This is a genomic window from Streptomyces sp. NPDC049577, assembly GCF_040675635.1.
Taxonomy (GTDB): Bacteria; Actinomycetota; Actinomycetes; order Streptomycetales; family Streptomycetaceae; genus Streptomyces.
Window position 1 is genome coordinate 1 of sequence record NZ_JBFAPH010000121.1, and the last position, 17,461, is coordinate 17,461.

Genomic DNA, 17,461 nt, shown 5'->3' on the forward strand with positions numbered 1-17,461 from the left:
CCTGGCCGTCGACGTCTCGCCGTGGCTGCGGCCGGACGCCAACACCTGCGCTGATCGGGCCTTCTGCCACACGTTCGGCCGGGGCCCGAGCACCCCGGCGGTCCGGTCTCCGAGGAGGGGGAGGGATGACCGTGGCACCCGAGATCTTCGAGACCAGCCCCGAGAAACTGCTGGCGCCGGTGCTGAGCGCGTTCTGGGACGAGCCCCGCTCCTGGACGCTGGAGACCTATCTGCGCCACGAGGGCTACGAGGGCCTGCGCAAGGCCCTGGCCATGAGCCCCGACGACCTCATCGCCTACGTCAAGGACTCGGGGCTGCGCGGCCGCGGCGGCGCCGGCTTCCCGACCGGGATGAAGTGGCAGTTCATCCCGCAGGGCGACGGCAAGCCGCACTACCTCGTGGTCAACGCGGACGAGTCCGAGCCGGGCACCTGCAAGGACATCCCCCTCCTCTTCGCCAATCCGCACGCCCTCATCGAGGGCATGGTGATCGCCTGTTACGCGATCCGCTCCCGCCACGCCTTCATCTACCTGCGCGGCGAGGTCGTCCCCGTGCTGCGCCGGCTGCACGAGGCCGTGCGCGAGGCGTACGCGGCGGGCTACCTCGGCCGCGACATCCTCGGCAGCGGCGTCGACCTCGACATCACCGTGCACGCCGGGGCGGGCGCGTACATCTGCGGCGAGGAGACCGCCCTCCTCGACTCGCTGGAGGGCCGCCGCGGCCAGCCCCGGCTCCGGCCCCCCTTCCCCGCGGTCGCCGGCCTCTACGCCTGCCCCACTGTGGTGAACAACGTCGAGTCCATCGCCTCGGTTCCCGCGATCCTGAACCGGGGCAAGGAGTGGTTCCGTTCGATGGGCAGCGAGAAGTCCCCCGGCTTCACGCTCTACTCCCTCAGCGGCCACGTCGCCCGCCCCGGCCAGTACGAGGCGCCGCTCGGCATCACGCTGCGCCAGCTGCTCGGCATGAGCGGCGGCATGCGCCCGGGGCACCGGCTCAAGTTCTGGACGCCCGGCGGCTCCTCGACCCCGCTGCTCACCGACGAGCACCTCGACGTGCCGCTGGACTACGAGGCCGTGGGCGCGGTCGGCTCGATGCTCGGCACCAAGGCACTCCAGTGCTTCGACGAGACCACCTGTGTGGTGCGGGCCGTCACGCGCTGGACGGAGTTCTACGCCCATGAGTCGTGCGGCAAGTGCACGCCCTGCCGCGAAGGGACGTACTGGCTGGTGCAGTTGCTGCGGGACATCGAGGCGGGCAGGGGCCGGATGGCCGATCTCGACAAGCTCGCCGACATCGCCGACAACATCAACGGCAAGTCCTTCTGCGCCCTCGGCGACGGCGCGGCGAGCCCGATCTTCTCGTCGCTGAAGTTCTTCCGCGCCGAGTACGAGCAGCACGTCCGGGGCAAGGGCTGTCCCTTCGACCCGGCGAAGTCGACGGTCTGGGCCGACGGTCCCGCCAACAACCAGAACTCTCCCCTGGGGGTGAACGCATGACCGTCACCACGCCCGCCCCCGCCGGGGGCGGGAGCGCGCCGGTGCCGCCGGAGGACCTGGTCTCGGTGACCATCGACGACGTGCAGATCTCCGTGCCCAAGGGCACGCTGGTCATCCGCGCCGCCGAGCTGATCGGGATCGAGATCCCGCGCTTCTGCGACCATCCGCTGCTGGACCCGGTCGGTGCCTGCCGGCAGTGCATCGTCGAGGTCGAGGGCCAGCGCAAGCCGATGGCCTCCTGCACCATCACCTGCACCGACGGGATGGTGGTCCGCACCCAGCTCACCTCGCCCGTCGCGGAGAAGGCGCAGCGCGGCGTGATGGAGCTGCTGCTGATCAACCATCCGCTGGACTGCCCGGTCTGCGACAAGGGCGGCGAGTGCCCGCTGCAGAACCAGGCGATGAGCGCGGGCCAGGCCGACTCCCGTTTCGAGGGCCGCAAGCGGACCTATGCCAAGCCCGTGCCCATCTCGCCGCAGGTGCTGCTGGACCGGGAGCGGTGCGTGCTGTGCGCGCGGTGCACCCGGTTCTCGGGCGAGATCGCGGGCGATCCCATGATCGAGCTGCTGGAGCGGGGCGCGCTGGAGCAGGTCGGCATCGGCGACGAGCCCTTCGAGTCGTACTTCTCGGGCAACACGATCCAGATCTGCCCGGTCGGGGCGCTCACCTCGGCGGCGTACCGATTCCGCGCCCGGCCCTTCGACCTGGTCTCCTCGCCGTCGGTCTGCGAGCACTGCGCGGGCGGCTGTGCGACGCGTACGGACCACCGGCGCGGCAAGGTGATGCGCCGGCTGGCCGCGGAGGATCCGGAGGTCAACGAGGAGTGGCTGTGCGACAAGGGCCGCTTCGCGTTCCGTTACGCGCAGCTGCCCGAGCGCCTGGACACGCCGCTGGTGCGCAATGCCGAGGGCGTGCTGGAGCCGGCCGGCTGGCCGGAGGCGCTGGAGGCGGCGGCGCGCGGTCTGGCCGCCGCGCGCGGGCGTGCCGGGGTGCTGCCGGGCGGGCGGGTGACCGTCGAGGACGCGTACGCGTACGCCAAGTTCGCGCGCGTGGCGCTGGAGACGCACGACGTCGATTTCCGGGCGCGTGTGCACAGCGGTGAGGAGGCCGACTTCCTGGCCGCCCGGGTCGCCGGGCGGGGCAGGGACCTCGACGGCAGCGGCGTGACGTACGCGGCGCTGGAGAAGGCGCCGGCGGTGCTGCTCGTCGGGCTGGAGGCGGAGGAGGAGGCGCCCTCGGTCTTCCTGCGGCTGCGCAAGGCGTGGCGGCGGCGCGGGCTGCGGGTGTTCTCGCTGGCCACGCACGTGACGCCGGGGCTGCGGAAGGCGGGCGGCACGCTGTTGCCGGCCGCGCCCGGCACCGAGCCGGAGTGGCTGCGGGCGCTCGCGGAGAACGCCGGGCTGGACGCCGACGGCAGGGCGGCCGCCGACGCGCTGCGTGCCGCGGGTGCGGTGATCGTGGTCGGGGAGCGGACGGCGGGTGTGCCGGGCGCGTTGAGCGCCGCGGTGGCGGCCGCCGGGGCGACGGGTGCGGAGCTGGTGTGGATTCCGCGCCGGGCCGGTGAGCGGGGTGCCGTCGAGGCGGGCGCGCTGCCGGGCCTGCTGCCGGGCGGGCGGCCGGCCACGGATCCGCGGGCCCGGGAGGAGACCGCGGCCGTGTGGGGCGTCGTCGAGCTGCCGCGCAGCCCCGGACGGGACGCTGGACAGATCGTCGAGGCCGCGGCCACCGGCGAGCTGGGTGCCCTGCTGGTGGGTGGCGTCGAGGTCGCGGACCTGCCCGATCCGGCGCGGGCGCGTGAGGCGCTGGACGCGGTCGGGTTCCTGGTCAGCCTGGAGCAGCGGCCCGGTGAGGTGACGGAACGGGCGGACGTCGTGCTGCCGGTGGCGGCGGTCGCGGAGAAGCCGGGCACGTTCCTCGACTGGGAGGGCCGGGCGCGGCCGTTCGAGGCGGCGCTGGGGCCCGGTCAGCTCGCGCGGCGGCATCTGCCGTCCGACGTGAGGGTGTTGTTCATGCTGGCCGACGCGATGGGTGTCGCGTTGGGCCTGCCGGATCCGCTCGCGGCGCGGGCGGAGCTGGCGCGGCTGGGCACCTGGCGCGGCGAGCGGCCGGCGGCTCCGGACGAGCCCGCGCGGCGGCTGTCCGGGCCGGGGGCCGGCGAGGCCGTGCTCGCGGGCCACCGGCTGCTGCTCGACCGGGGCCGGTTGCAGGAGGGCGACGAGGCGCTGGCGGCCACCCGGCACGCGGCCGTGGCCCGGATCTCGGCGGCCACGGCGGCCGGGGCGGGTGTGAAGGACGGCGATCTGCTGGCCGTCACCGGCCCGGCCGGCACGGTGTGCCTGCCGCTGCGCGTCACGCCGATGCCGGACCACGTCGTCTGGCTCCCGCTGAACTCGGTGGGTGGCGGCGTGGCGAGCGACACGGGCGTCAATCCCGGCGGACTCGTCCGCATCGGCCCGGCGACGGAGGTGAACTGAGTGAGCGCGCACCACACCGTCCTCGCCGCCGAGGACCTCTCGGTGTTCGGGACCGATCCCTGGTGGCTGGTCGTCCTGAAGGCCGTCTTCTGCTTCGCGTTCCTGATGGTGACCGTGCTGTTCTCCATCGTCTGGGAGCGCAAGGTCGTCGCCTGGATGCAGCTGCGCATCGGGCCCAACCGGCACGGGCCCTGGGGCATGCTCCAGTCCCTGGCCGACGGCATCAAGCTGATGCTCAAGGAGGACCTGATCGTCCACCGGGCGGACAAGGTCGTCTACCTCCTCGCCCCGGTCGTCGCGGCGATCCCGGCGTTCATGGCGATCGCCGTGATCCCCTTCGGGCCCGCGGGGCACGAGGTCTCGGTCTTCGGCCACCGCACGGCCATGCAGCTGACCGACCTGCCGATCGCGGTCCTGTACATCCTCGCCGTCGCCTCGGTCGGCATCTACGGCATCGTGCTGGCCGGCTGGTCCTCCGGCTCGACCTATCCGCTGCTGGGCGGGCTGCGCTCGTGCGCGCAGATGATCAGTTACGAGATCGCGATGGGCGCGGCCTTCGCGTCGGTGTTCCTCTACTCCGGCTCGATGTCCACCTCGAAGATCGTGGAGGCGCAGCACGACCGCTGGTACGTGCTGCTGCTGCCGGTGTCCTTCCTCATCTACATTGCGACGATGGTGGGCGAGACCAACCGCGCCCCCTTCGACATGCCGGAGTCCGAGGGCGACCTGGTCGGCGGTTTCAACACCGAGTACTCGTCGATCAAGTTCGCGATGTTCATGCTCGCCGAGTACGTCAACATGGTCACCGTCTCGTCGGTCGCGGTCACCCTCTTCCTGGGCGGCTGGCGGGCCCCCTACCCGGTCTCGGCGCTGTGGGAGGGCGCGAACCACGGCTGGTGGCCGCTGCTCTGGTTCGTCATCAAGGTCCAGCTGTTGCTGTTCTTCTTCATCTGGCTGCGCGGCACGCTGCCCCGGGTGCGGTACGACCAGCTGATGAAGCTGGGCTGGAAGGTGCTCATCCCGGTCTCGGTGGTCTGGCTGATGCTCGTCGCGACCGTACGGGCGCTGCGCAACGAGAACTACGACTTCCAGGACATCGTGCTCTACGTGGGCGGCGGGGTCCTCGCGGTGCTGCTGCTCTCCTTCCTCGCCGACCTGTTCCGGGTGCGCGGCGAGCGTGGCGGGGCGGGGGAGAGCGCGGGGCCCGCGGCGCCCTTCGACCCGATGGCGGGCGGTTTCCCCGTGCCGCCGATGCCCGGACAGACCCTGCCACCCGTGCCGCGCCGGCGCCCGCGCGGTGACGGAGAGCTCATTGTCAGTGGCGGCGGCAATACTGTCAGTGACCGAAAGGAGGGTGACGGTGACTGAGTTCCAGAATCCCGTGGCCGGCTTCGGCGTGACCTTCAAGGCCATGTTCAAGAAGCGGCTGACCGAGCAGTACCCCGAGTACAAGAAGCCCACCGCGCCGCGGTTCCACGGCCGTCACCAGCTCAACCGGCACCCGGACGGCCTGGAGAAGTGCGTCGGCTGCGAGCTGTGCGCCTGGGCCTGCCCCGCCGACGCGATCTACGTCGAGGGCGCGGACAACACCGACGAGGAGCGCTACTCCCCGGGCGAGCGCTACGGCCGGGTCTACCAGATCAACTACCTGCGCTGCATCCTGTGCGGGCTGTGCGTCGAGGCCTGCCCCACCCGGGCGCTGACCATGACCAACGAGTACGAACTGGCCGACAGCAGCCGCGAGTCGCTCATCTACACCAAGGAGCAGCTGCTGGCCGGGCTGGAAGAGGGCATGGTCGACACCCCGCACTCGATCTTCCCCGGCATGACCGAACAGGACTACTACCGCGGTCTGGTGACCAAGGCCGCGCCGGGTACGGAGCGTCAGGTCGCCGTCTCCCAGGGCGAGCGGCCCACGACCGAGGGGGCGGACGCATGAACCTCGCGGCCGCCGCCTCGACCACGTCGACGGGCGAGGCGGTCCAGTTCTGGCTGCTGGCGATCGTCGCCGTGGGCGGCGCGCTGGGCACGGTCCTGATGAAGCGGGCCGTGCACAGCGCGCTGTCCCTGGCCGGCACCATGATCGTGCTGGCCGTGTTCTACCTCGCCAACGGCGCGTACTTCCTGGGCATCGTGCAGATCGTCGTCTACACCGGCGCGATCATGATGCTGTTCCTGTTCGTCGTGATGCTCGTCGGTGTCACCGCGGCCGACTCCCTGCGCGAGACGATCCGCGGCCAGCGCCTGCTCGCCGGGCTGTGCGTGCTGGGCTTCGGTGTGCTGCTCTTCGCCGGCATCGCCAATGCCTCGCTGCACGAGTTCAACGGGCTCGGCCAGGCCAACGCCGGCGGCAACGTCCAGGGCCTGGCGGCGCTGATCTTCACCAAGTACGTCTTCGCCTTCGAGATCACCGGTGCCCTGCTCATCACCGCCGCCGTCGGCGCGATGGTGCTCACCCACCGCGAGCGCACCGAGCGCGCGGCCACCCAGCGGGAGCTGGCCGAGCGGCGCGTGCGCGAGGGCAAGCAGCTGCCGCCCCTGCCCGCCCCCGGCGTCTACGCCCGGCACAACGCCGTCGACGTGCCCGGTCTGCTGCCCGACGGCACGCCCTCCGAGCTCACGGTCAACAAGACGCTGCGGGCCCGCGGCCAGATCCGGGACGTGTCGAAGGAGACGCTCGCCGAGCTGGGGCGGCTCGAGCAGCGGTCCCGCGCCTGGCTGCGGCGCGGCACCAGCGAGGACCAGAAGGGGGCCAACGCCAAGTGAACCCGGTCAACTACCTCTATCTCGCGGCCCTGTTGTTCACCATCGGGGCGGCCGGTGTGCTCATCCGGCGGAACGCGATCGTCCTCTTCATGTGTGTCGAGCTGATGCTCAACGCCTGCAACCTGGCGTTCGTCACCTTCTCCCGGATGCACGGCAACCTCGACGGCCAGATCATCGCCTTCTTCACGATGGTCGTGGCCGCCGCCGAAGTCGTCGTCGGCCTGGCGATCATCGTGACGATCTTCCGCGCCCGCCACTCGGCCTCGGTCGACGACGCCAGCCTGCTGAAGCTGTAAGGGGACGCTGACGTGGAGAACCTCATCGGATTGCTCGTCCTGGTCCCGCTGCTGGGCGCGGGCGTGCTGCTGTGCGGCGGGCGGCGGCTCGACCGGAGCGGGCACTGGATCGGCACCCTGTGCGCGGCCGCGTCCTTCGCGCTCGGCGCGGCGCTGTTCGCCGCCATGCTGGGCCGCGAGGGCGACGACCGCACGCTGACCGCCACGGCGTTCAGCTGGGTGCCGGTCGGCGGCTTCCGCGCGGACGTCGGCTTCCAGCTCGATCAGCTGTCGATGACCTTCGTCCTGCTCATCACGGGCGTCGGCTCGCTGATCCACCTCTACTCCGTCGGCTACATGGCGCACGACGAGCGGCGGCGGCAGTTCTTCGGCTATCTCAACCTCTTCCTCGCCGCGATGCTGCTGCTGGTCGTCGCCGACAACTACCTGCTGCTGTACGTCGGCTGGGAGGGCGTCGGCCTCGCGTCGTACCTGCTCATCGGCTTCTGGCAGTTCAAGCCCAGCGCCGCCACGGCCGCCAAGAAGGCGTTCATCGTCAACCGCGTCGGGGACGTCGGGCTGTCCGTGGCGATCATGCTGATGTTCACCACCTTCGGGACGTTCGCCTTCGACCCGGTGCTCGGCAGCGCCGACAAGGCGGGCGAGGGCAAGCTCACCGCCATCGGGCTCACCCTGCTGCTGGCCGCGTGCGGCAAGTCCGCGCAGGTGCCGCTGCAATCCTGGCTCGGTGACGCCATGGAGGGCCCGACACCCGTCTCCGCCCTGATCCACGCGGCGACGATGGTGACCGCCGGCGTGTATCTGATCACCCGCTCCGGGGCCGTCTTCGAGGGCGCCCCGGACGCGCAGACGGCCGTGGTCACGGTCGGCGCGGTCACGCTGCTCTTCGGTGCGATCGTCGGTTGCGCGAAGGACGACATCAAGAAGGCCCTGGCGGGTTCGACGATGTCCCAGATCGGCTACATGATCCTGGCCGCCGGGCTCGGCCCGGTCGGCTATGTCTTCGCGATCATGCACCTGGTGACGCACGGCTTCTTCAAGGCCGGGCTCTTCCTCGGGGCCGGTTCGGTCATGCACGGCATGAACGACGAGGTCGACATGCGGCGCTACGGGGGCCTGCGGAAGTACATGCCCGTCACCTTCGTCACCTTCGGCCTCGGCTATCTCGCGATCATCGGCTTCCCGGGCCTGTCCGGCTTCTTCTCCAAGGACAAGATCATCGAGGCGGCCTTCGCCAAGGGCGGCACCGAGGGCTGGATCCTCGGTGGCGCGGCGCTGCTGGGCGCGGCCATCACCGCCTACTACATGACCCGCGTGATGATCATGACGTTCTTCGGTGAGGAGCGCTGGCGGCCCGCCCCCTCCCCGGCGGAGCCCAGCGCCGAGCCCGCCGCCGGGACGCGCGGCGAGCACGAGATGCCGCATCCGCACGAGTCGCCGAAGGTCATGACCATCCCCATGATCGTCCTGGCGGTCGGATCGGTCCTGGCCGGCGGGCTGTTCAGCGTCAACGACGCCTTCGTGAAGTGGCTCGCGCCCGTCACCGGGCACGAGGAGGGCAACTCCCCGGTCAGCGCGCTCACCGTCACCGGGGCGACCATGGTCGTCCTGGTGCTGGGCGTGGCCCTCGCCTGGGCGCAGTACGGCCGCCGGCCCGTGCCCGTCAGCCCGCCGCGCGGCAGCCTGCTCACCCGGGCGGCCCGGCGCGATCTGCTCCAGGACGACTTCAACCACATTGTGCTGGTGCGCGGCGGCGAGCACCTCACCCGCAGCCTGGTCTACGTCGACCACAGCCTGGTCGACGGCGTCGTCAACGGCAGCGCCGCCTCCGTCGGCGGCCTCTCCGGCCGGATGCGCCGGCTGCAGAACGGCTTCGCGCGGTCGTACGCGGTCTCGATGTTCGGCGGTGCGGCGGTACTCATCGCCGCGACCCTGCTGATGAGGGCGGTCTGATCATGTCATTTCCCCTGCTGACGGTCACGGCGGCGGTACCCGCGCTCGGCGCGGTCGCCACCGCCGCCGTCCCCGCCGCGCGGCGCGCGGGCGCCAAGTGGCTGGCGCTGGGCTTCTCGCTCGTCACGCTCGCCCTGGCGGCCGTGCAGCTGGTCCGCTTCGACCCCGATGCGAAGGGCCCGTTCCAGCTCACCGAATCGCACGCCTGGATCGCGGACTTCGGTGTGCGCTACGAGCTCGGGGTCGACGGGATCTCGGTGGTGCTCATCGCGCTGACCGCCCTGCTGGTGCCGTTCGTCGTCCTCGCCGGCTGGCACGACGCCGATCCGCTGGAGGGGGCCCGCCCCAACCGGCGCTGGCGGCCCACCCAGGGCTTCTTCGCCCTGATCCTCATGGTCGAGGCGATGGTGGTGATCTCCTTCGAGGCCACCGACGTCTTCCTCTTCTACATCTTCTTCGAGGCCATGCTCATCCCGATGTACTTCCTCATCGGCGGCTTCGGGGACCGGGCGGGGGAGCGCGACGAGGAGGAGACGGCGGCCCAGCGCTCGTACGCGGCCGTGAAGTTCCTGCTCTACAACCTCGCCGGCGGGCTGATCATGCTGGCGGCCGTGATCGGGCTCTACGCCGTCACCGCCCACCAGCTCGGTGACGGCACCTTCTCCCTCCAGGAGATCATCCGGGCCCGGGCGAGCGGCAGGCTGTCCTTCGCCACCACCACCGAACGGGCGCTGTTCCTCGGCTTCTTCTTCGCCTTCGCCGTCAAGGCGCCGCTGTGGCCGCTGCACACCTGGCTGCCCAACGCCATGGGCGAGGCCACCGCGCCCGTCGCCGTGCTGATCACGGCGGTGGTCGACAAGGTCGGCACCTTCGCGATGCTCCGCTTCTGCCTCCAGCTCTTCCCCGAGGCGTCCAAGTGGGCCACGCCGGTGATCCTCGTGCTGGCGCTGATCGGCATCCTCTACGGCGCGCTGCTGGCCGTCGGCCAGCGGGACATCAAGCGGCTGATCGCCTACGCCTCGATCTCCCACTTCGGCTTCATCATCATGGGCATCTTCGCGATGACCAGCCAGGGCCAGAGCGGCGCCACGCTCTACATGGTCAACCACGGGATCTCCACGGCCGCGCTCATGCTCGTCGCCGGCTTCCTGATCTCGCGGCGCGGCTCGCGGCTCATCGCCGACTACGGAGGCGTGCAGAAGGTCGCGCCGCTCCTCGCCGGGACGTTCCTGGTCGGCGGACTGGCCACGCTGTCGCTGCCCGGCCTCGCGCCGTTCGTCTCCGAGTTCCTCGTCCTCGTCGGCACCTTCAGCCGGTACCCGGCGATCGGCGTCCTCGCCACGGTCGGCATCGTGCTCGCCGCGCTGTACGTCCTCGTGCTCTACCAGCGCACGATGACCGGCCCGGTCGCGGAGCCGGTGCGCGGCATGCCGGACCTGCGCCTGCGCGAACTGGTGGTCGTCGCACCGCTGATCGCGCTGCTGCTCTTTCTCGGCGTCTACCCCAAGCCGCTGACGCGGATCGTCAACCCGGCCGTGGAGCACACGATGTCGCAGGTGCACCAGGGTGACCCCGAGCCCGCTCTCCCGGCGAACGAAGTGGAGGCCGCGAAGTGAGCCACGCAGCAAGTGTCCACAGCCTGTGGACAGAAATGGCGCTCGCGGCCGACGCGCCGAAGATCCCCGGGCCGCACATCGAGTACGCCCAGCTGGCGCCCACCCTGATCGTGCTCGGCGCCGCCCTGCTGGGCGTGCTGGTCGAGGCGTTCGTGCCGCGGCGCTCCCGCCACCACGCCCAGGTGCTGCTGACGGTCGTCGGCCTCGCCGCCGCCTTCGCCTCCGTCGTGGCGCTGGCCATCGGCGGCTACGCAGGCGACAAGGCGCGCATCGCGGCCATGGGCGCCATCGCCGTCGACGGCCCGGCGCTCTTCCTCCAGGGCACGGTCCTGCTGGTCGCCCTGGTCGCCGTCTTCACCTTCGCCGAGCGCCGGCTCGACCCGGCGGCGCACGGCCGGCCGGTCGACTCCTTCGCCCCGCAGCCCGCCGCCGTCCCCGGCGGCGACGCCGAGCGGCGCGCGGCCGAGGCGGGCATGACCACCACCGAGGTGTTCCCGGTCCTGCTCTTCGCGGTGGGCGGGATGCTGGTCTTCCCCGCCGCCAACGACCTGCTGACCCTCTTCATCGCCCTGGAGGTCTTCTCCCTCCCGCTGTACGTGCTGTGCGCCCTGGCCCGGCGGCAGCGGCTGCTCTCCCAGGAGTCGGCGGTCAAGTACTTCCTGCTCGGCGCCTTCTCCTCCGCCTTCCTGCTGTTCGGCATCGCCCTGCTCTACGGCTACGCCGGCACGGTCACCTATGCAGGCATCGCCGACGTCGTCAGCGGCACGACCCGGGCGGTGGACCCGGCGCTCGCCTCGACCATGGGCAACGACGCGCTGCTGCTGGTCGGCGGCGCGATGGTGCTGATGGGGCTGCTGTTCAAGGTGGGCGCGGTGCCGTTCCACATGTGGACGCCCGACGTCTACCAGGGCGCCCCGACGCCGGTCACGGGCTTCATGGCGGCGGCGACCAAGGTGGCGGCCTTCGGCGCGCTGCTGCGGCTGCTGTACGTGGTGCTGCCGGGCATGCGGTGGGACTGGCGGCCGGTGATGTGGGGCGTCGCGATCGTCACCATGCTGATCGGCGCGATCGTGGCCGTCACCCAGACGGACATGAAGCGGCTGCTGGCCTACTCCTCGATCGCCCACGCGGGCTTCATCCTCGCCGGTGTCATCGCCACCACCCCCGACGGCGTGTCCTCGGTGCTCTTCTACCTGGCCGCCTACTCGTTCGTGACGCTGGGCGCGTTCGCCGTGGTGACGCTCGTGCGGGACGCCGGCGGCGAGGCGACGCACCTGTCCAAGTGGGCGGGGCTGGGGCGGCGTTCGCCGCTGGTGGCCGCGGTGTTCGCGGTCTTTCTGCTGGCCTTCGCCGGCATCCCGCTGACCAGCGGGTTCGCGGGGAAGTTCGCGGTCTTCAAGGCGGCGGCGCAGGGCGGGGCCGTGCCGCTGGTCATCGTCGGTGTGGTGTCCTCGGCGATCGCCGCGTTCTTCTACATCCGGGTCATCGTGCTGATGTTCTTCAGCGAGCCGAAGGCCGAGGGCCCGACGGTCGCGGTGCCGAGCGCGTGGACGTCGACGGCCATCGGGATCGGCGTCGCGGTCACGCTCGCGCTCGGGGTGGCGCCGCAGTACTTCCTCGACCTGGCGAGCCGGGCCGGGGTGTTCGTGCGCTGAGACGCCCCCTGTGGTCCGGCACTTCGACTTCGGCGAGGTGCCGGACCACAGTGCTGTTCAGTGCCCGAGCTTCGAGGGGTCGGGGAGCTTCGCGCCGTCCGGGAGCTTGGCGGTGTCCGGCAGCTTGGGGGCATCCCCCTTGCGGGTGAAGGTGTCCTTGGGGCCGCCCTCCCAGGCGACGACCAGCGTGGTGCCCTCGGCCTTCTCGATCGTGCCCTTGGTGCGCTTCGTGCTGCCGTCCGGGCACTTCACGTCGATCGACGTACCGTGGTTGGTGCCGTTGCACAGGCGCTTGCCGCCCTCGGAGGCGACGGCGGCCTTGCCGCCGACGAGCGACAGGCCGACCGGCCCCTCGCCGGTCTGCGCGGCGTAGGCGCCGTCCACGCTGCCGGCCGGTACGGCGGGCGCCGAGGACGCCGGAGTGGTGGGCTGCTTGGCCGGCGCGGTGGTGTCCTGGCCGACGTTCTTGTCGTCGCCGCTGCTGCTGGAGCAGCCGGTCATCAGCACAGCGGCGAGGAGTGCCGCCCCCGTGATCTGTACTGCGTTGCGCACGTGTTGCCTTTCGTTGCCTTTGGCCTGGCCACGACAAGCTAGCAACAATCGGCGGACGGGCCGAAACCTCAGCCCCCGCTGCTCTCCGACGCCTTGTCGCGCCGGACGTTGTCGTACACCGCGTGCGCCGGCCACTCCACCCGTACCAGGCGGCGCAGGGTGCGTCGGAGGCCGCGGGCGCGCAGGCCGGGATAGAGGCGGTTGTGGACGTCGATCGCCGCGACGAGCGCGGCCAGGGCGCGGGAGCGGGGATCGGGGAAGCCGGCGCGCAGGGCCTCGTCCAGGCGCTGCCGCGCCGGGGCCGTGTGGCCGGCCCCGGCGGCCGGGTAGCGGTGGTAGGGGACGACGCCGAGGAAGCGGCGGGTCTCCATGCGCAGCGCGCCCCGGCCGATGAGCCGCTTCAGCCAGCGCTCCTCCATGTGCCGTCCGGCCTGGCGCACCCAGGTGCGGGTGCGCGGCCCCTTGGCGCCCTTGCCGCTCAGGCCGGCGAGGACGGCGGCCAGCAGCGGGTCCGCGGGCGGCATGGGGTCGGCGATGACCAGCCGTCCGCGTTCCTCGGCCACATGGCCGCCGAGCGCGAGTTCGGCGAGGACGGCGCCGGCCACGCCGTACTGGAGGAAGCGGGTGCGGCACAGCTTCCGGCCGGTCTCCGGGTGGAGGGACAGCAGCAGCAGTTCTTCGGGCAGCGCGAGCCGGCCGTCGGGTTCCGCGTTCATGCCCCCATGGTGCGGGTCAGCGGGCCGGAAGGATACGGCCCGTGACCTCGCCCAGGCCGATGCGCGTGCCGTCCGGGCCGGGGGCCCAGGCGGTGAGGGTGACCTCGTCGCCGTCGGCCAGCCAGGGGCCCTTGCCCTTGGTGAGCTCCAGCAGACAGCCCAGCTGGTCCGGCTCCGGACCCGAGACCGTGCCGGAGGCGTAGAGGTCGCCGGTGCGCAGCGTCGCGCCGTTGACGGTCATATGGGCCAGCTGCTGGGCCGCCGTCCAGTACATGGCGGAGAAGGGCGGGCGCGAGACGACCTCGCCGTTGATCCGCACCTCGATGCGCAGGTCGATGCCGCCCGGCTCGGCCTTGGCGTCGTCGAGGTAGGGCAGCAGCGGGTGCGTACGCTCGGGCGGGGCGGTACGGGCCTCGTCGAAGGCGTCCAGCGGGGTGATCCAGGCGGACACCGAGGTGGCGAACGACTTGCCGAGGAAGGGGCCCAGCGGCACGTACTCCCAGGCCTGGATGTCGCGCGCCGACCAGTCGTTGAGCAGGCAGACGCCGAAGACGTGCTCCCGGAAGTCCTCCAGCGGCACCGGCGCCTGCGCCGGCGTACCGACGACGAAGCCGATCTCGGCCTCGATGTCGAGCCGCAGGGACGGCCCGAAGGAGGGCGCCGCGTCCGCCGGGGCCTTGCGCTGGCCCGAGGGGCGTACGACGTCCGTGCCGGACACCACGACCGTTCCCGCGCGACCGTGGTAACCGATCGGCAGGTGCTTCCAGTTGGGCGTCAGCGCGTCGCCGTCCGGACGGAAGATACGACCGACGTTGGTGGCGTGGTGCTCGCTGGCGTAGAAGTCGACGTAGTCGGCCACCTCGAAGGGCAGGTGCAGCGTCACGTCGTCGAGCGCATGGAAGTGCGGTCCGTCCAGCCAGCCGCGGATCTCCGCCCGTACGGCCCGCCATACGTCGCGCCCGGCCGCCATGAGCGGATTGAGCGTCGGCGCGTCCAGCAGCGGGGCGTAAGCGGAACCGTGGGCGGCGGCCGCGGCGGCCGCGTCGAGGACGTGCGCGCCGTAACGGACGCCGATCCGCCGCCGGCCGGGCTCACCGGCCGTGCTGAAGACGCCGTACGGAAGCGTGTCCGCGCCGAAGGGGTCGCCTTCGGGCAGCTCACGGGGGCTGTGCTGGGGCATGGGACGCTGCCTCGCCTTCTGCTGAAACGCTCCGGGCCGGCCGGTGGGCCGGTCCACACATTACGTGGTGTGAGCCCGGGGGCAAGGGCGTTCGGACCGGTGTCCGACCGCTGACTAAAGGGAGGGCAATGTCCGGTAACTCCTTGCTGGACGCGACGATTCCGAAGTAGCGTCCTAAGTCGGGTCACACACAGTGGGGGGCCGCTGAGCGCTGGGTGGCCAAGGGGGGTGCTGGTGGCGAGCAGGCGCACGCCCGTAGCGGCGGACCGGTCCGTTCCGGGGCTGATTCTCAAGATCGGCGACTATCCCCTGCATCACGGCGGGGTCGGGGCGATCCGGAGTCTGGGGAGGCTCGGCGTCCCCATGTACGCCGTCACCGAGGACCGCTGGACGCCCGCCGCGCTCTCGCGCTACCTGGAAGCCGGATTCGTCTGGCCCACCACGGGCACCGAGCCGGCGGGCGAGCTGGTGGAGGGCCTGCTGCGGATCGGCCGCAGAATCGGCCGGCCGGCGGTGCTGCTGCCGACCGACGAGGAGGCGGCCGTGCTGATCGCCGAGCACGCCGAGGCGCTGTCCGGCGCCTTCCTCTTCCCGCCCGTGGAACGCGCGCTGCCGCGCCGGCTCGCGAGCAAGCAGGGGCTGCACGAGCTGTGCGTGGAGCACGGGGTGCCGACGCCCGCGGCGCTGTTCCCCGCCTCGTACGAGGAGATCGAGAAGTACGCCTCCGTCGCGGTCTTCCCCGTGGTCGCCAAGAACCGCGAGGCGTTCGAGCGACGCCTGCGGCCCGCCGTCCACGGCACGACCCGCATCGGCGGGCCGGGCGAACTGCTGGAGATGGCCCGCTCCTGGGGCCCCACGCCCGGGGTGATCCTCCAGGAGTACCTGCCCCGCGAGCACGCCGAGGACTGGATCGTCCACGCCTACTTCGACGCGGACAGCACGCCGCTCGCCATGTTCACCGGGGTCAAGGTCCGCTCCTGGCCCCCGCACGCGGGCATGACCGCCAACGCGTACATCGTCGACAATCCCGAACTGGCCGACATGGCGGCCCGTTTCATCAAGCAGGTCGGCTTCACCGGGATCATCGACCTCGACTGGCGGTTCGACCGCCGCGACGGGCGGTACAAGCTGCTGGACTTCAACCCCCGGATGGGCGCGCAGTTCCGGCTCTTCGAGAACGAGGCCGGGGTGGACGTCGTCCGCGCCCAGCACCTCGACCTCACCGGGCGCCGGGTACCGGAGGGGGAGCAGCTGGCGGGCCGCCGGTTCGTCGTGGAGAACATCGACCTGCCCGCACTCCTGGCGTACCGGCGCAGTGGCTACACCACCCCGCACGCCCCCGAGCGCCCCAGCGGCACGGAGCTGGCATGGGCCGCCCGGGACGACATCAAGCCGTTCTTCACCATGCTCGCCCGGTTCGTGCGACCGGGCCTGCGGCATCTGTGGCAGCTGTGGCGGTCCCGGCGCCGGGCCGCCGGGGCCGCGCAGGCCGAACAGGTACGGAAAGCACACGCGTAACGCCCTGGAGGGGGACTCGTGACACTTCCGGTAGCAGTCATCGGGGCCGGCCCGTACGGCCTGTCCACCGCGGCGCATCTGAGGGCGCGCGCCGTCCCGGTGCGCGTCTTCGGCTCGCCGATGGTGAGCTGGCGCGAGCACATGCCGGCGGGCATGCTGCTCAAATCCACCCCGGTGGCCTCGAACATCGACGCCCCGCAGCCGGGGCACACCCTCTCCGACTTCTGCCGGGAGACGGGGGAGCAGAGCTACGAGTCCGACTGGGACATCATCCCCGTCGAGACCTTCGCCCGGTACGGGCTGTGGTTCCAGGAGCGGCTGGTGCCGGCGCTGGAGCAGGTGCGCGTGGTGTCCGTCGAACGGCGCGGCGCGCGGGGCGGCTTCGAGCTGAAGCTCGACTCGGGCGAGCAGTTCGCGGCCCGCGCGGTGGTCGTGGCGACGGGGCTGAGCGGCTTCGACCGGCTGCCGCCGGAGCTGGCGGCGGCCGTTCCGGACGGTCCGTCCGCGAGCGGTCCCGTCTCGCACAGCTCGCAGCACCGGGACCTGTCGGTCTTCGCCGGCCGGGACATGGTCGTGGTGGGGGCCGGGCAGTCGGCGCTGGAGAGCGCGGTGCTGCTGGCCGAGGCGGGTGCCGCCTCGGTGCGCATCGTCGCGCGCCGGCGCGGCGCGGTGCGGTTCGGGGCGGCGCCGGACGGGCAGTCGGCGCTCAAGCCGGACACGCCGTTCGGGCGGGCCTGGTCGCTGTACGCCTTCTCCTACTACGCGGACGGCTTCCGCCGGCTGCCCGCGCCGACCCGCCAGTACCTGGTGCGGCGGGTGCTCGGGCCGCTGGGCGCGTGGTGGCTGCGGGACCGCTTCGTGGGCCGGGTGCAGGTCACGGAGGGCAAGCGGATCGTCCGGGCGCGGGTGGCCGAGGGCCGGCCCGTCCTGACGCTCACCGACGCGTCCGGCTCGGGCGAGAGCGAGCTGGCCGCGGACCACGTCATCGCCGCCACCGGCTACCGGGTGGACCTCGCGGCCCTCGACTTCCTCGGGCCCGGCCTGCGGACCCAGCTGGCGCTGGGCGCCGGCGGCCCGCGGCTTGCCGCCGGTTACCGCTCCTCGGTGCCGGGCCTCTTCTTCACGGGGCTGCCGGCGGCGGCGAGCTATGGGCCGGTGATGCGGTTCGTGTGCGGCACGGAGTACGCGTCGCCGCGCCTGGCGCGGGCGGTGGCGGCGGTTTAATCCCACCCGCCCACC

At 71.9% G+C, this 17,461-nt stretch carries 14 protein-coding genes; 11 read left to right on the forward strand and 3 right to left on the reverse strand.

Annotated features, from left to right (window positions below; all coding sequences use genetic code 11):
• The first annotated feature begins 125 nt into the window (after positions 1-125).
• From nuoF to nuoN, 9 genes are read left to right on the forward strand one after another with little or no spacing between them, the layout of a single operon-like run.
• Complete coding sequence (nuoF, locus tag AB0K09_RS15890; RefSeq protein WP_366065945.1) at positions 126-1,496, forward strand: NADH-quinone oxidoreductase subunit NuoF; 1,371 nt, start codon at positions 126-128, stop codon at positions 1,494-1,496.
• Positions 1,493-3,970, forward strand: coding sequence for an NADH-quinone oxidoreductase subunit G (locus AB0K09_RS15895; RefSeq protein WP_366065946.1), 2,478 nt, complete (start codon positions 1,493-1,495; stop codon positions 3,968-3,970). The genes nuoF and AB0K09_RS15895 overlap by 4 nt, the downstream gene beginning before the upstream one ends.
• Positions 3,971-5,338 (forward strand): NADH-quinone oxidoreductase subunit NuoH, encoded by a 1,368-nt coding sequence (gene nuoH, locus AB0K09_RS15900; RefSeq protein WP_366065947.1) that lies wholly within the window; start codon positions 3,971-3,973, stop codon positions 5,336-5,338.
• Entirely contained in the window at positions 5,331-5,909 is a 579-nt protein-coding gene (gene nuoI, locus AB0K09_RS15905; RefSeq protein ID WP_366065948.1) for an NADH-quinone oxidoreductase subunit NuoI, read from the forward strand. Before nuoH ends, nuoI begins: the two co-directional genes overlap by 8 nt.
• A complete protein-coding gene (locus AB0K09_RS15910) occupies positions 5,906-6,736 on the forward strand; it encodes an NADH-quinone oxidoreductase subunit J (protein ID WP_366065949.1) in 831 nt (276 codons plus the stop codon). Before nuoI ends, AB0K09_RS15910 begins: the two co-directional genes overlap by 4 nt.
• Complete coding sequence (gene nuoK, locus AB0K09_RS15915) at positions 6,733-7,032, forward strand: NADH-quinone oxidoreductase subunit NuoK (protein WP_366065950.1); 300 nt, start codon at positions 6,733-6,735, stop codon at positions 7,030-7,032. The genes AB0K09_RS15910 and nuoK overlap by 4 nt, the downstream gene beginning before the upstream one ends.
• A 12-nt stretch (positions 7,033-7,044) precedes the next feature.
• Entirely contained in the window at positions 7,045-8,985 is a 1,941-nt protein-coding gene (nuoL, locus tag AB0K09_RS15920; RefSeq protein ID WP_366065951.1) for an NADH-quinone oxidoreductase subunit L, read from the forward strand.
• A gap of 2 nt (positions 8,986-8,987) precedes the next feature.
• Positions 8,988-10,601, forward strand: coding sequence for an NADH-quinone oxidoreductase subunit M (locus AB0K09_RS15925; protein WP_366065952.1), 1,614 nt, complete (start codon positions 8,988-8,990; stop codon positions 10,599-10,601).
• Positions 10,598-12,256 (forward strand): NADH-quinone oxidoreductase subunit NuoN, encoded by a 1,659-nt coding sequence (gene nuoN, locus AB0K09_RS15930; protein WP_366065953.1) that lies wholly within the window; start codon positions 10,598-10,600, stop codon positions 12,254-12,256. The genes AB0K09_RS15925 and nuoN overlap by 4 nt, the downstream gene beginning before the upstream one ends.
• Positions 12,257-12,313: 57 nt before the next feature.
• On the opposite strand, the gene AB0K09_RS15935 is transcribed toward nuoN, so the two are convergent.
• The 3 genes from AB0K09_RS15935 to fahA all read right to left on the reverse strand — a co-directional run bounded on the left by AB0K09_RS15935 (position 12,314) and on the right by fahA (position 14,704).
• Entirely contained in the window at positions 12,314-12,808 is a 495-nt protein-coding gene (locus tag AB0K09_RS15935; protein WP_366065954.1) for a hypothetical protein, read from the reverse strand.
• 68 nt (positions 12,809-12,876) lie between these two features.
• Positions 12,877-13,524 carry a GPP34 family phosphoprotein gene (locus tag AB0K09_RS15940; protein ID WP_366065955.1) on the reverse strand — a complete coding sequence of 216 codons (648 nt, stop codon included), beginning with the start codon at positions 13,522-13,524 and terminating at the stop codon, positions 12,877-12,879.
• Between the two features lie 16 nt (positions 13,525-13,540).
• The gene (gene fahA / locus AB0K09_RS15945; RefSeq protein WP_366065956.1) at positions 13,541-14,704 is read right to left on the reverse strand and encodes a fumarylacetoacetase; all 1,164 of its coding nucleotides are present in this window, start codon (positions 14,702-14,704) and stop codon (positions 13,541-13,543) included.
• Between the two features lie 234 nt (positions 14,705-14,938).
• Here fahA and AB0K09_RS15950 point away from each other — a divergent pair, with 234 nt between their 5' ends.
• Together AB0K09_RS15950 and AB0K09_RS15955 are read left to right on the forward strand one after the other, a co-directional pair.
• The gene (locus AB0K09_RS15950) at positions 14,939-16,222 is read left to right on the forward strand and encodes an ATP-grasp domain-containing protein (RefSeq protein WP_366065957.1); all 1,284 of its coding nucleotides are present in this window, start codon (positions 14,939-14,941) and stop codon (positions 16,220-16,222) included.
• Positions 16,223-16,240: 18 nt separating this feature from the next.
• Positions 16,241-17,446, forward strand: a complete 1,206-nt coding sequence (locus AB0K09_RS15955; RefSeq protein WP_366065958.1) for an FAD-dependent oxidoreductase — start codon at positions 16,241-16,243, stop codon at positions 17,444-17,446.
• The last annotated feature ends 15 nt before the right edge of the window (positions 17,447-17,461 follow it).

Coding starts and splice junctions, on each gene's coding strand:
- AB0K09_RS15910 (WP_366065949.1), top strand. CDS start 5,906: ATGAACCTCGCGGCCGCCGCCTCGACCACGTCGACGGGCGAGGCGGTC.
- fahA (WP_366065956.1), bottom strand. CDS start 14,704: ATGCCCCAGCACAGCCCCCGTGAGCTGCCCGAAGGCGACCCCTTCGGC.
- AB0K09_RS15895 (WP_366065946.1), top strand. CDS start 1,493: ATGACCGTCACCACGCCCGCCCCCGCCGGGGGCGGGAGCGCGCCGGTG.
- AB0K09_RS15940 (WP_366065955.1), bottom strand. CDS start 13,524: ATGAACGCGGAACCCGACGGCCGGCTCGCGCTGCCCGAAGAACTGCTG.
- AB0K09_RS15925 (WP_366065952.1), top strand. CDS start 8,988: ATGTCATTTCCCCTGCTGACGGTCACGGCGGCGGTACCCGCGCTCGGC.
- nuoF (WP_366065945.1), top strand. CDS start 126: ATGACCGTGGCACCCGAGATCTTCGAGACCAGCCCCGAGAAACTGCTG.